Origin of the sequence: Natronorubrum texcoconense (assembly GCF_900100335.1) — an archaeon.
In the GTDB taxonomy this organism is placed as follows: domain Archaea; phylum Halobacteriota; class Halobacteria; order Halobacteriales; family Natrialbaceae; genus Natronorubrum; species Natronorubrum texcoconense.
In genome coordinates this window covers 678,764-692,114 of sequence record NZ_FNFE01000002.1, presented here as the reverse complement: position 1 = coordinate 692,114, position 13,351 = coordinate 678,764, and the positions used below count along the sequence as shown (strand labels likewise).

General features: G+C 65.6%; 14 protein-coding genes. 7 read left to right on the top strand and 7 right to left on the bottom strand.

Annotation, left to right across the window (positions count from 1 at the left end):
* Positions 1–42: 42 nt before the first annotated feature.
* Positions 43–1,425 (bottom strand): 7,8-didemethyl-8-hydroxy-5-deazariboflavin synthase subunit CofH, encoded by a 1,383-nt coding sequence (gene cofH / locus BLT08_RS09690; RefSeq protein WP_090305583.1) that lies wholly within the window; start codon positions 1,423–1,425, stop codon positions 43–45.
* 164 nt (positions 1,426–1,589) lie between these two features.
* Between cofH and BLT08_RS09685 the strand changes: the two genes are divergently transcribed.
* The 4 genes from BLT08_RS09685 (at position 1,590) to BLT08_RS09670 (ending at position 4,922) form a co-directional block, all read left to right on the top strand.
* The gene (locus BLT08_RS09685) at positions 1,590–2,936 is read left to right on the top strand and encodes an MFS transporter (protein WP_090305581.1); all 1,347 of its coding nucleotides are present in this window, start codon (positions 1,590–1,592) and stop codon (positions 2,934–2,936) included.
* A gap of 112 nt (positions 2,937–3,048) precedes the next feature.
* Positions 3,049–4,068: a phosphoribosylaminoimidazolesuccinocarboxamide synthase gene (locus tag BLT08_RS09680; RefSeq protein ID WP_090305580.1), complete on the top strand. Its 1,020-nt coding sequence runs from the start codon at positions 3,049–3,051 to the stop codon at positions 4,066–4,068.
* A 241-nt stretch (positions 4,069–4,309) separates the two neighbouring features.
* A complete protein-coding gene (locus BLT08_RS09675) occupies positions 4,310–4,522 on the top strand; it encodes a hypothetical protein (protein ID WP_090305575.1) in 213 nt (70 codons plus the stop codon).
* A gap of 133 nt (positions 4,523–4,655) precedes the next feature.
* Entirely contained in the window at positions 4,656–4,922 is a 267-nt protein-coding gene (locus tag BLT08_RS09670; RefSeq protein ID WP_090305571.1) for a MoaD/ThiS family protein, read from the top strand.
* A gap of 12 nt (positions 4,923–4,934) precedes the next feature.
* Here BLT08_RS09670 and BLT08_RS09665 read toward each other — a convergent pair whose 3' ends face one another.
* On the bottom strand, positions 4,935–6,242 hold the full coding sequence (locus BLT08_RS09665; protein ID WP_090305569.1) for an acetamidase/formamidase family protein: 1,308 nt from the start codon (positions 6,240–6,242) through the stop codon (positions 4,935–4,937).
* A 232-nt stretch (positions 6,243–6,474) separates the two neighbouring features.
* On the opposite strand from BLT08_RS09665, the gene BLT08_RS22955 reads away from it, so the two are divergent.
* On the top strand, positions 6,475–6,633 hold the full coding sequence (locus BLT08_RS22955; protein WP_175529273.1) for a DUF7576 family protein: 159 nt from the start codon (positions 6,475–6,477) through the stop codon (positions 6,631–6,633).
* A gap of 71 nt (positions 6,634–6,704) precedes the next feature.
* Here the strand turns inward: BLT08_RS22955 and BLT08_RS09660 are convergent, their stop codons facing one another.
* Entirely contained in the window at positions 6,705–7,655 is a 951-nt protein-coding gene (locus BLT08_RS09660; protein ID WP_090305565.1) for a formyltetrahydrofolate deformylase, read from the bottom strand.
* Positions 7,656–7,844: 189 nt separating this feature from the next.
* Here BLT08_RS09660 and BLT08_RS09655 point away from each other — a divergent pair, with 189 nt between their 5' ends.
* Positions 7,845–9,164 (top strand): NAD(P)/FAD-dependent oxidoreductase, encoded by a 1,320-nt coding sequence (locus BLT08_RS09655; RefSeq protein ID WP_090305563.1) that lies wholly within the window; start codon positions 7,845–7,847, stop codon positions 9,162–9,164.
* Between the two features lie 128 nt (positions 9,165–9,292).
* Here BLT08_RS09655 and BLT08_RS22950 read toward each other — a convergent pair whose 3' ends face one another.
* From BLT08_RS22950 to BLT08_RS09640, 4 genes are all read right to left on the bottom strand, one after another.
* Complete coding sequence (locus tag BLT08_RS22950) at positions 9,293–9,445, bottom strand: C2H2-type zinc finger protein (RefSeq protein WP_175529272.1); 153 nt, start codon at positions 9,443–9,445, stop codon at positions 9,293–9,295.
* A gap of 135 nt (positions 9,446–9,580) precedes the next feature.
* Positions 9,581–9,838 carry a hypothetical protein gene (locus BLT08_RS09650; RefSeq protein WP_090305561.1) on the bottom strand — a complete coding sequence of 86 codons (258 nt, stop codon included), beginning with the start codon at positions 9,836–9,838 and terminating at the stop codon, positions 9,581–9,583.
* Positions 9,839–9,935: 97 nt separating this feature from the next.
* Positions 9,936–10,172, bottom strand: a complete 237-nt coding sequence (locus BLT08_RS09645; RefSeq protein ID WP_090305559.1) for a DUF7511 domain-containing protein — start codon at positions 10,170–10,172, stop codon at positions 9,936–9,938.
* A gap of 12 nt (positions 10,173–10,184) precedes the next feature.
* Positions 10,185–11,486: a GTP-binding protein gene (locus BLT08_RS09640; protein ID WP_090305557.1), complete on the bottom strand. Its 1,302-nt coding sequence runs from the start codon at positions 11,484–11,486 to the stop codon at positions 10,185–10,187.
* A 139-nt stretch (positions 11,487–11,625) separates the two neighbouring features.
* On the opposite strand from BLT08_RS09640, the gene BLT08_RS09635 reads away from it, so the two are divergent.
* Positions 11,626–13,347: a nucleoside recognition domain-containing protein gene (locus tag BLT08_RS09635; protein WP_090305552.1), complete on the top strand. Its 1,722-nt coding sequence runs from the start codon at positions 11,626–11,628 to the stop codon at positions 13,345–13,347.
* The last annotated feature ends 4 nt before the right edge of the window (positions 13,348–13,351 follow it).

The window sequence follows — 13,351 nt, the reverse complement described above, 5'->3', positions numbered from 1 at the left end:
TTCGCTCCGCGCGCTCGTCGGTCGGCCGAAATCGGCCGTCCGTCAGTCGTCGGCCGGAACCGTTCGCTCTGCGCGCTCTTCGGCGTCGAGCAGCGGCGTCCCGTCCGCCTTCGGCCCCAGTTGCGGGCCGAAGGGCGGATCGTCGGGGTCGATGACGCGGCGGGTCGCGTAGTCGGTCGAGCGCTCGACGGGGATTCGACCGACCGAGGTGATCATCTCGACGTAGTCCTCGAACGAGCGGAACTCGCCGTGTTCGCCGCCGGCGCGGGTCGTGATCTCTTCCGAGAGGATCGTCCCCATATAGTCGTCGGCGCCGCAGGCGAGCATTTTCAGCCCCTGTTCGTCGCCGTACTTGACCCACGACGACTGGACGTGGTCGATATTGTCGAGGAAGAGTCGAGCGACGGCGATCATGAGTTCGTCCTCGTCGATGCTCGCCCCGCCGGAGACGACGTCGTGCTCGAAAAGTGGCGTGTTCTGGTGGATAAAGGAGAGCGGTACGAACTCCGCGATCGCGCCGTCGACCCGGTCCTGAAGGTCCCGAACCCGTTTCAGGTGCATCGCGCGGTGGGCCTCGTTTTCGACGTGGCCGTACATGATCGTCGCCGTCAGGCCCAGTCCGACGCTCGCGGCGGCCTCCATCGCCTCGAGCCAGTCGTCGGTGCCGATCTTGCCGGGACAGATGACGTCTCTGACCTCGTCGACGAGGATTTCGGCGGCCGTGCCGGGAACCGTGTCGAGTCCGGCATCTTTGAGACGGCCGTAGATCTCCTCGTAGGACCAGTCGGTACCCCGTCGAGCGTGGTAGCCCTCCTCGGGCGTCATCGAGTGGACGTGGACGTCGTCGACGCTCATCGCGCTCATCTGCTCGACGTAGGTGCCGGGATCGGTCGCGTACCGTTCGGGCGGTTTGTAGTTGACCTCCTTCGGCTCGGGGTGGGACTCGAGGATCTCGCGGTGTTCCTCGTCGAGTGCGAACGCGGGGTGGAGACCGGAGACCGAGGTGACCTCGTAGACGCCGCGCTCGACGGCGTCCGCGACGATTTCGCGGGACTCCGCGGGCGTTTTCGTAAAGCCCGCGGTCTCGACCTCACTGTCCCGCTCGAACGTGTGTGCGGCGTCCTTGAAGTTACAGAACAGACAGCCCACGTTGCAGGCCGTCGTAACGTTGTTGTTGATATTCGCGACGAAGGTGACCTCGTCGCCGACGACCTCGGCGCGGCGTCGGTCGGCCGCCTCGAGCACCCGCTCCTTGCGCGTCCGGTCGATACCTTCGACGTCCGTCCCGGTCGTGAGTAACTCGATGGCGTCGTCGACCGTGAGTCGGTCGCCGGCGCGTGCCTTCTCGAGTGCGTTCTCGAACGACTGGTCGGTCTCGGGAACGTACTCGAACGTGAGGTCTGCCTCGGTCACCGGTCGCTCCATCGCCCTACCAATACCAGTACAGCGAGAAAAGCGTGTGGATTATCGACGGACTCGACCGGTCGAGAGAGCGGTCACTCGGTCGCTGGCGGTTGCATCGCAGCGTGATCGCGTCGCAGATTTCGATTCGTAACAATCAACCCCCGGTAGGTCCCGGTGGTAGACGAATGGGATCTCGAACCGACGCGAACCCGCGATTTCGACGCGGCGGGACGAGATACATCGTCGGTGCGGTTTCCGGTGCGCACTTCCTCTCTCACGTCTATCTGCTCGCGTTTCCGCCGCTGTTTCCGCTGCTTGGCGCCGAGTTCGACCTCACGACGGCCCAGCTCGGACTGCTCGTCACGGCGATCTATCTCCCGACGCTGTTCCTGCAGATTCCGTTGGGCGAACTCGTCGACCGAATCGGCGCCAAGCGGATTCTCGTGGGCGGACTCGTCGTCACCTCCCTCGGCGTGTCCCTCTCCGGTCTGGCGACGGGGTACTGGATGCTGCTCGCCTTCGCGTTCCTCTCGGGCATCGGACAGTCGGTCTTTCACCCCGCGGACTACGCGTTCCTCGAGAGCGTGACGACCAGCGAGAATCAAGGAACGGCGTTCAGTCTGCACACCTTCGGCGGCTTCGCCGGCTTCGCCGCGGCGCCCGTACTGGTGGGCGGAATCGGCATCAGGTACGGTTGGCAGCCGGCGCTGCTCGCCGTCGGATCGCTCGGCTTCGTCTACGCCGCGATACTGCTAGTGACGGCCGCACCGGTCTACAGACGACAGATCCGCGAGCGCGAGCAAGCGGCGTCCGCGGACGGCTCGGGCGAACCTGCGGAGGCCGCAGGCTCCGACGATTACGGCGGGCCCGAAAACGAACGCAATTCCGAAAACGAACCCGATCCCGATGCGAGCGACGACGACGGTGGATTCGTCGCGACCGTCTCGCAACTCCTCCGACCGAAACTGCTCGTCGTGTTCGGATTCTACCTGCTCTCGATGATGGCGATCGTCGGGCTCCAGTCGTTCACGACCGTGTTCGCCGTCGACTCGCTCGGCTTCGGCGACGCGAGCGCGAACAACCTGCTGACCGCCTACCTCGTCGGAACGGCGGTCGGCGTCATCGCGGGCGGCCCGCTCGCCGACCGCCTCCCGTTTCAGCCAGTCCTCGTCGTCGCGTTCGTGGCCGCCGCTGCGGGCGTCTTCCTCGCCGTGATAATCCCCTCCTCCGCGAGTTTCGTCGCCGCTGCCGCCCTCTTTACGTGCATCGGGCTGGCCATCGGCGTCGCGCTCCCCTCGCGGGATACGTTCGCGACCACCGTCGCCGAAGCCGGCTCGACCGGCAAGAGCTTCGGCTTCTTCTTCACCGGGCTCTCGCTGGGCGCGGTGATCAGCCCGGCGCTGTTAGGCGTCGTCATCGACGAGGTGTCCGTCGGCGCCGCGTTCCTCGTCATCGTCGGAATCCTGCTCGTCGCCGCGTCGGTGATCGTCGGCGTCTCGATGGCCGATAGGCGGCGATCCAGCGGGGTGTGAGACGACCCGCGGCTGGACTCGAGACGCCGCCGGATACTGAAACCTTCTTACGGTCCGGCCACGGCAACTGGGGTATGAACCGCGGCGGCGGCTACGTCTTGAGGTGTCTCGTATGACGAGTGTCAAAGAGTTCCGCATCGAAGAGGCGGCGACCGACGACGAGTTCGGGGCCGGCTCGTTCGTCTTCACCGACGCCTACTCGGTGTTCGACTGGGGACAGATGCCCGACCAGATCCCCGAGAAAGGCGCGAGCCTCTGTGCGATGGGCGCGTACAACTTCGAACTGCTCGAGTCCGAAGGCGTCCCGACCCACTACCGCGGTGTCGTCGAAGACGGTGACGTCGTCCCCCTCGCGGATTCGTCGCGCCCGCCGTGGGAGATGGCCATCGACCTCACGCAGGTCCCCGACCTGCCCAACGAGGGTCGGGAGTACGATTACGACCACTACCACGACGCGGCCGGCGAGAACTACCTGATCCCGCTCGAGGTCGTCTTCCGGAACCGCGTTCCGGTCGGCTCGAGTCTGCGCCGGCGGACCGATCCCGCGGACCACGGCCTCGAGTTCGAGAGCTGGCCCGAGGAAGTCGTCGACCTCGAAGAGCCGATCGTCGAATTCACGACGAAGTACGAGGAGGGTGACCGACAGCTCGATCGCGAGGAGGCCGACGCGATCGCGGGCGTCGCCGACATCGACGACCTCGAGTCCGTCGCTCGCGAGGTCAACCGGATCGTCACCGAGCAGGCCGAATCGGCCGGGCTGGTCCACGAGGACGGTAAGATCGAGTGTCTCTACTACCAGGGCGAGATCCGCGTCGCTGACGTCGTCGGCACGTTCGACGAGAACCGCTTCAGCTACGAGGGCACCCAGCTTTCGAAGGAGGTCCTCCGCCAGCACCACAAGCGCACTCAGCCCGAGTGGGTCCAGGCCGTCGAGGCCGCGAAGGCCGAAGCGAAGCAGGAGGACGTCGCGGACTGGAAGTCCCTCTGTGACGAGTCGCCGGAGCCGCTCGAGGAGGGCGTCCTCGAGACGGCGCGGGATCTGTACTGTGCCGGCGCGAACGCCTACACCGGCCAGGAGCTGTTCGACGCGCCGCCGCTCTCGAGTGCGATCGGGGCCGTCCAGCGGCTGTAAGGATCGATACCGGAATCCGTCGTTCGTTGCGGTTCGGCTACTTCGTCTCGACTACGAGCGGCTGTCCCGGGCGGCGTTCGCTCCAGGTACTGTCACGATAGATCGGTCGTAGCTCTGGCTCACGCCGAAGCGCACTCCGGCGGTTTCGTCTCGTCGCTGTGTAGTTCGCTAGCCATTACCATCCGCTGTTTGAAAGGTAATCCTCATATCGACTGCTCCACAACCATACGCTCGAGTACCGATGTCCCTCGCTGCCAGTGGAATCGTCACGAGCATCGTCCCGTTTGACCCAACGTACGGTATCACGATCGTCGCGAGCGTCATGCTCGCCGTCATCGTCTGCGCGATGGTCTTCTTCGCCCTCGCGCCGCTCGTCTCCGACTCGTGGGCCGAGCAGTTGAGCGCCACGAGCACGTCGTCGGCCACGCCGAGCGCCGAGCCGAGCGACGACTGAGGTTCGCGGTTCGTTTTTGCGGACGGTTCTCGTACGCAGTGGGATCAGTCCCGAGTCCCGCGTCTTTCCGTCCGAATTGACTCGAATCGGGGATCGACGTTATGGTCCTCCGAAACCAGTCTCGCGTACGAGCATGGATATCACGGTGTACGGCCCGTTGCGAAGCGCGACCGGGGCGAAGACGGTGTCGCTCGAGTTCGACGGCGATACCGTTGGGGATGCTATCGACGACTTTGCCGATGCGTATCCGCGAGCGGCCCAGTACCTCTACGACGGCGACGACCTGCGACCGAGCGTCAGGGTCTCGATCGATGGTGAGCGCGTCGGACTCGAGGACCCGGTTTCGGGCGACGCGTCGCTGTCGCTGACGCCCGCGGTTCAGGGCGGCTCTCGAAAATAACGGCCCGAGTTCCTACAACTCGTACTGCTCGCGCACCAGGTGACCGATGCCGCGCTCCTCGAGCACCCCCATCGGCGCGAGCAGGTCGAGTTGCACGACGCCGGGGAGCCGCCCGATCTGGACGCCGCCGGTGAACGTACACCGCGAGCGGACCTCGCCCTCGCTCATCTCGAGGAGGTCGGTCGCGCGGTCGAAGGCGTTCTGCGTGGCGTCGTTGACCGTCGCGCCGGAGCCGATCACCTGGATCGGGCCCATATCGTCCTCGACGTCGACGCCGTGTTGGGCGCCGAGTTCGCAGCCGGCTTCGCGCTCCTCGTCGCTGTAGGGTTTGCTGATGAAGGGGAGGTCCTCCTCTGGAGGGAGGAGGAGGGGGCCGTCGATGTCGAGTCCCTCGATAACTTCGACGTCCATCGTGACCGTCCCGCTGACGTCGGTCGTGTGCAGGGAGAGTTCGCCGTCGCCCTGATTCGCGTGGAGGTCGCCGACGTAGACGCCGGCGCCGTCGACCTTGACGGGACAGATCAGTGTTGCACCCGGCCGGACCTGCGGGATGTCCATGTGGCCGTCGGTTCGATCCTCGAGGTCGGCTTCGGTCTCGACGCCGTAGTCGTGTTCGGCCCCGATGAGGAACTGGCCGAAGTCGCCCGCGTTGTGCGAGTCGGGCATCGTGACCGGCGGCGTGGTGCCGACGTTGCCGATGAACGGTCGAAGCCGTCCCAGTGTGCCGGGCATCTCGCCGGGTTCGTACAGCAGGATGGGGTGCTGGCGGGAGTTCTCGGGTATATCCATCACCTCCTCGGCGTTCTCCGCGAGTTCGTGGGCGGCGTCCTCGTCGAGCGTGATCCCGACGGTGTTGTCGTCGTCGAACGCGACGGTGTAGCCGTACTCGAAGCCGAAGGAGGAGGCGTTCGCGCCGCACTCGGCGCACTTGATCGACTCCTCTCCGGTGCCTTCGACGATCGTTTCGGGCCACTCCGTCCCGCACTCCGGACAGCGATGATCGACGAACGGGTCGTCGCCGAAAGCGTCCTCGCGTTCGGCCATCGATCCCGTACTCGTCGCCATGCTCGTCACCTCGACGTCCCGAATGCGGAGCGCGACCGCGTCGCCGACGGACGCCCCCTCGACGCGAATCGGTCGGGTGACCTCGTGGCCCCCGCGGAACTCGGGGGTGACCATCGGTCCCCAGCAGCCCGGCGGCGTGTACGTTCGGATCGTTCCGCCGTCCGCGACGGTCCCCGCCCACTCCTGGTCGGGACCCACGAGTCCGAGCGTGTACTGATCGACGTACAACTCCTGTTGGACTTCTTGTTGTGCCATAACGTACCAATCTACGACCGAATCGGCGATAAGACTACTGCTCCCGGAACCACGACCCAGTCGCTGTCCGCGGATATGACGGCGATCCGGCGGACGCCTGATCGACTCCACCGAGTCGTCGCTCGAGGCCGCCCGTTCGCCTACGTTCCCCTCGAGCGGGGGAGGTACCGGCCGATGGCCGATTCCGCCGCAATAGGTTCGTTCAAGTGGCTCTTGTCCCTTCGAACATCTAATGGCTGATTCGACGGACGAAGACTCACCCGAGTGTCCAGCGTGTGGCGACCCCGTAGCAACGTCATCCGAGCAACGCGTCGTCACGACGCTCGAGGAGAGCGAGGCGGTGTACCTGCATTTCTGCAACGACGACTGTCTCGAGAACTGGGAGTCATAGGTCGACACAGCGGGCGAGCGAATCGCGAGGGGTGGGTACTCCCCCGTCGAATTCAGTATCGAACAGTCCGACTACTGGTTGTTCGCGACGACGCTTCCGATCCCGTCGACCGGCCGGTCCGGCGTGAACTCGTCGACCTCGTCGGGCAGGCCGAGCTGGTACTCGTCGCCGTTCTCCCGGACCGACGTTCGACCGCGGTGGACCGAAACGTCGCCGTTCAGGTGGAGTTTGACGGCCTCGAGCAGGGCGTCCGCCTCCAGCGGCTGACCGCTGTGTTTCATGTCGTCTAGCTCGGCGTCGTCGGGGACGTCGAACGCGCGCTGGGTGATGATCGGTCCCTGATCGAGGTCGGTCGTCACGTAGTGGGCGGTGACGCCGGCGACGCGGACGCCCTCTTCGATGGCCTGTCGGTACGCTTCGGCGCCGGGGAACGCGGGCAGTAGCGAGGGGTGAACGTTGATGATGCGGTCCTCGTAGCGGAAGACGACGTTCGGGCTGAGGATGCGCATGTACCGCGCGAGGACGATCAGGTCGACGTCGTACTCGGCGAGGAGTTCGAGAAGTTCGTCCTCGTTCTGCTGGCCGCCCTCGTCGCCGATGTCGTGGAACGGGACGTCGTAGTGCTCGGCCAGCGGCTGGAGGTCGTCGTGGTTCCCGATGACGACGCCGATGTCCGCGCCGAGTTCGTCGTTGGCCCACGCCTCGAACATCGCCTCGAGACAGTGGCTCTCCTTCGTGACGAGGACGGCGATCTGCTGGCTGTCGCGGTCGGCGGGGAACCGAACCTGGACGTCGAGTCCGAGGTCGTCGCCGAGCTCGGAGAGATCCTCGCGAAGCGTCTCTTCGGTACAGACCATCTCGGAGGTGTCGACGGCGAGATACATGCGGAAGACGCCGTCGCGGACGGCCTGATCGAGATCCTCGATGTTGATTCCGCGCTCGAACAGGAGGCTCGTCACCCGGGCGATGAGCCCGGTGTCGTCGTCCCCGATCACGGTGATTTCGGTGATGTCGGTCGTCATCGCAGCCACCTCCGCTCGGGCGAATGGAGAGTCATCAGTACGAGTTTGAGTCTACCTGTAGTCAAAAGTCCTGCTTTCCGTGGATGCTCCTGAGAATGGAACGATACTATGTCCGAGCTTATTTTTGCCCACGATTAACAACCTGTGGACCAAAGTTGTTAATAATGTCGAGGCTGTTGCTAGTACCGAATGACGCTCTCACGACCGATCGACGTTGCAATCGTCGGTGCCGGGCCCGCAGGAATCGGGACTGCAGTGGCGCTCGAGCGGCTCGATCTCGAGTACGCCGTCCTCGAGCGCGACCGTATCGGTGCCTCGTTTCGACAGTGGCCCGACGAGATGCGGCTCCTAACACCGTCGTTCCCGGCCAACGCCTTCGGCGTGCGCGACTTGAACGCGATCACGCTCGACACCTCGCCCGCGCTCGCGCTGGCTCGCGAGCATCCGACCGGCGACCAGTACGCCGACTACCTCGAGGCAGTCGCGGAGTTCCACGAGCTCCCGATCGAGACCGGGGTCGACGTCGAGGCCGTCGTTCCCGACGGCGACGAGTCGGCCGACGAACGGAGCGGGGACGAAGGCGACGCGAATCGAGGCGGGTTCACGCTCGAGACCAGTGGAGGGACCATCGCCGCACAGTACGTCGTCTGGGCCGCAGGACAGTACCAGTACCCCTCGAGCGGGTCGATTCCGGGCGCGTCCGACGCGGTTCACGTCTCGACGATCGACTCGTGGTCGGCCTACGCCGATCAGCACTCGACCGATTCAGCCACCGAAAACCCAGCTCCCGACTGCGAGACGGAGCCGGAGGAACCGGAATCGTCGACACCGGTCGCGGCCGACGGTGCCGGCGTCGCGATCCCCGCCGCGGACGACGCCGTGATCGTTGGCGGGGCGGAGAGCGGTATCGATGCCGCACTCGGACTGGCCGACGCCGGGCTCTCCGTCACCGTGCTGGACGACGACGGCCCGTGGCAGTACCGCAGCCCCGATCCCAGCGAGGTGCTCTCGCCCCGGACGACGGAACGACTCGAGACGGCGCTCGAGGCCGGCCGACCGATCGATCTCGTCACCGAGGCTCGCGTCGAACGAATCGATCGCGAGTCGGCGAGTGAAGCCGATATCGACCTCGATAGCGACGGGTTCGCCGTCGTCACCGAGGACGGTGATCGGATTCACTCGAGTACGCCGCCAATTCTCACAACGGGGTTCGAGGGGAGTCTCACGCTCGTCGACGACCTATTCGCGTTCGACGACCGCGGATTTCCCGCCCTCACCGATCGCGACGAATCGACCGAGACGCCGGGACTGTTTCTCGTCGGCCCACAAGTGGCTCACAACGGCCAGCAGTTCTGTTTCATCTACAAGTTCCGCCAGCGGTTCGCCGTCGTCGCCGAAACCGTCGGCGAGCGCCTCGGCGTCGACACCGCACCGCTCGAGGCCTATCGCGAGAAGCAGATGCTCTTAGACGATCTCGAGTGCTGCGAGCCGGAGTACTGCGACTGTTGAGTAGCGGTTCTCGAGCGTGCGACGGCCCGTCCGCTCTCCAGTAGCGATTTCGACGTCCGCAGAAAGATGGACGATGGAGTCGTTCCGCAGTCGCTCGCCGACGCCGGCCTCGGTGCGTCGGTCGCTCGTCAGTGCGTCGCGTGGATGTGCTCGCGGAGTTCGTCGGTCTCGTCGAACGAATCGTCACAGACGGCACAGGTGTTGTGGTGCAGCGCGACGTGCTGGGTGACGCCGGCCGCGGACTTGAACGAGTCGTCGCAGGTGGAACAGGTGTAGGACATAGCCAGTATCGACTCACGATGCACAGATACAAAAAGCACGAGCGGTCTCTCGCCGGCACTCGTCGAGCGCGATCCGACGACGCGGATTACCACGCCGTCGGCATCTGCCGTCGGGACAGCTTTCGAGCACCGCTCTTAGCGGAGGGCGGCCGCCCGGCGGCGCAGTGACGGCTCGATCGCCGTCTCTTCGGCCAGTTCCTCGAGTTCGTCGGTCGCGTTACAGTCCGCGAGCCCCTCGAGTGCCTGTCGCCGGAAGCTGGCGCGGAGGCCGCCCATCTGGACGATTATCGAGAGGTTCGTCCGTTCGTTCTCGTCGATCAGTCGGTCGATCGCGTCGTGTCGTTCGGTGTGGTGGACGGCCGGTTTGACGGCCGTCTGGAACGCGTTTGACATTGAATTTGGGTGGTCGCTGGTGGTGTCGGTTGATCGGCGATCGGTGCGGATCGAATCTCGAACTGCGTGGTGGCAGTTCGATCACGGCTTCGGTCGGTTACCGGACGTCGTCTCGAGAGACGAACGCCGAGCCGTTCGCCCTGATCCACGTCTCCTCGATCGAACCGGCCGTTACCGCCGAGTAGATTGTACAGACGTCCGGTCGGTGGTCGTTGCGTTCGATGTAGGCCCGGTAGCACGGCGAAACGTCGCCGTCGTCCGACTGCGGACCGAGCGGCGTCGTGCCGGTATCTGCACTCGAGTCGGTGTCCGAGTCCGTGTTCCCGTCGCTCATGATGGGGTCGTCTCAGTCTGCAATTCCCAGTTCCTCCGTCGCGTCGTGGTCGTGGTCGTGCTCACCGTCCGCTTCTGCCCCCTCCACTGCGTCGTCCGCCGCCGCTTCCTCCGGCGGTTCGAACGTCGGGAATCGGTCCTCGAACGTCGACGGATCGGCGTCGAGTTCTGCCTCGGTGACCAGGCAATCGACCAGGTCGCTTTGCAGCGACTCGTGGTCCATCTCGGTGCCGATTACGACGAGTCTGATACTGCGGTCGCCCCACTCCTCGTGCCAGATCTCCTCGAGTTCGGGACTGTCCTCGAGCTGCTCGCGGCGCTCCTCGGCCGGGAGGGAGTCGATCCACTGCCCGCCGGGACCGACGCGAATCGACTGGCCGGCGACGTTGAGCGTGAACGCGTCGTCCCCGCGGCTGGCGATCCAGAAGTGCCCCTTCGCGCGCACGACCGCGTCGGGGAACTCGTCGAGCAGGTCGGCGAATCGCTCCGGGTGGAACGGCCGTCGGGCCTCGAAGACGAACGAGGTGACGCCGTGTTCCTCCTCGGCCGACGCGTGGGGCTGCTCGAGCTCTCGGATCCAGCCGGCGGACTGACTGGCCGCTTCGAAGTCGAACCGGTCGGTGTCGACGATCCGCTCGGGATCGATTCGACCGTGTTCGGTGCGCACGATTTCGGCGCGGGGCTGGAGCACCTCGAGCGTCGCTTCGATCTCCTCGAGCGTCTCGTCGTCGACGAGATCGCACTTGTTCAACAGGAGGACGTCGCAGAACTCCACCTGTTCGACGACGAGATCCCCGAGGTGTTTTTCGGTGCCGTCGTCGTCGAGCAGTTCGTCGGACTGCATCGCCGCCTGAAACTGGTGGGCGTCGACGACCGTGACCGTCGTATCGAGGTGACAGCCCTCGAGCGGTTCGATACCGGTCTCCTCGTAGAACTCGGTCGGGTCGAGATCGGCCTGATCGAAGCCCAGTGTCAGCGTTTGCGCGACGGGCAGCGGTTCGGCAACGCCGGTCGACTCGACGATGATACCGTCGAACTCGCGCTCGCGGGAGAGTTCGCCGATGGCGTCGAGCAGATCCCCGCGCAGTTCACAGCAGATACAGCCGTTCGAGAGTTCGATCAGCTCCTCGTCTTCGTCGGCGATGTCCGATGACTCGGCGACGAGTTCGGCGTCCACGTTCACCTCGCCCATATCGTTGACGAGGACGGCGAGCTCTCGATCGCCGCTCTCGCGGAGCACGTGGTTCAGGACGGTCGTCTTGCCGGCGCCGAGGATCCCGGACAGTACCGTAACGGGAATCGAGTTGTCGGGCATTCAGTTAACAAGACGAACTCCAATCTAATAGTAGTTATTATCTTATTCGATAGAATTATTAAACCGACGCGGCGATACCCGGTCGAGAATGTATCGAGAACCACGTGCTGCTGCCGTCGGAAACGAGGAACAGCGCTGAATGACTGACACGGACCGCGAACGGGTCGTGCTGATCGGCAAGGAGAGCGTCGGGAAATCGGCGCTCGCGGCGGGCCTTACGGGCGCAGCCCCGGCCGACGAGAACGTCGGCGGCTCGACGGTCTCGAGCGAGGTCTACCGAACCGACGACCTCGAGATCGTCGACACCCCCGGGATCACGCTCGAGGCGGATACCGAGACGACGCGGGAGGCCCTGGACAGCCTCGAGCGGGCCGAAACGGTCGTGCTCGTCGTCCCGGCGACCGATCTCGATCGGGACCTCGACGATCTCCTGCCGCTCGTGGAGGGACGAGTGGGTGCGGTGGTCGTCACGCACTGGGATCGAATCGAGGCGGTCGACGAGGCCCGGGGGGTGATCGCGGACCTCGAGTCCGACCTCGCCGTCCCCGTGATGCCCGTCGACGCGCGAGCCCTCGATCGCGTCGCTGCGGACGGCGGGATCCGAACGGAGACCGACGGCAGGGGGATCGACTACTCGGCGCTGGCGGCCGACGGCCGCGACGTGCTGGCCGCGATTCGACACACGAGTGGCCCGTCTGCTCCGTCTGCTGGCAGCGAACTACCCGGCGAAACCGGCGTTCGGACGGGCTGGCAGCTCGAGCCACCTGCACGGATCTTCGAGCGATCGATTCTCGGCCCGGTCGTGAGCGCGCTCGTGCTCCTGGCTCCCGCCGCCGTCGCCGTCTGGTTCGCTAACACTGTCGCGGGCGAACTCGATCCGCTCGTGGGGGCCGCACTCGAGCCCGCGATCGCCTGGACGGAAACGCTTCCTGGTCCGCTCGCGGCCGCGCTGGGCGGGAGTTACGGTCTGCTCTCGATGGGACCGTTTCTGTTCGTCTGGGCGCTGCCGACGATGCTCATCTTCGCGCTCTTTATGGGGGCGTACTCGGCCAGCGGGCTCACGATGCGGGTGACGACCGCGCTCCACCCGGTCATGCGACGGGTCGGCCTCACCGGCCGGGATCTCGTCCGCGTCGTCATGGGATTCGGCTGTAACGTCCCCGCGGTCACGAGTACCCGGGGCTGTTCGGACTGCACCCGCTGTACGACTATCTCCGCGATCTCGTTCGGTTCGGCGTGTTCCTACCAGTTCCCCGCCACGCTCGCCGTCTTCGCCGCCGTGGGGATGCCGTGGCTCGTCGGCCCCTACCTCTTCGTGCTCGTCGCGACGACGTTGCTCTACGTCCGATTGATCGCCCCGCTCGAGGCCCGCACCACCGCTCTCGCGGTCGACCGCCGAACCTTCCTCGAGTGGCCCCGTCCCCGCGCGATCTGGCGGGAGGCCCGTCGGTCGCTCGAGGGGTTCGTCACGACGGCGCTTCCCGTCTTCGCCGTGATCTGCGTCGCCGCCGCACTGCTCGAGTATCTCGGGGCGCTCGAGCGACTCGGCGTCGTTCTCGAGCCGGCGATGGCCCTCTTCGCCCTTCCCGCGGAAACGGCCCTGCCGGTCGTCTTCGCCGCGATTCGAAAGGACGGTATCGCGCTCCTCACGTCGGAATCGGCCGGCGTCGCCGCGCTCTCGCCCGTCGACGTGCTGGTCGCCGTCTACCTCGCGGGCGTCCTTCTGCCCTGTCTCGTCACCGCGATTACGGTCGCACGGGAGGTCTCGACCCGGTTCGTCGCGACGATGCTCGCTCGACAGGCCGTCGCGGCGATCGGATTCGCACTCGTCATCGCCTGGGGCGGGCGGCTGCTGTTCTGATCTC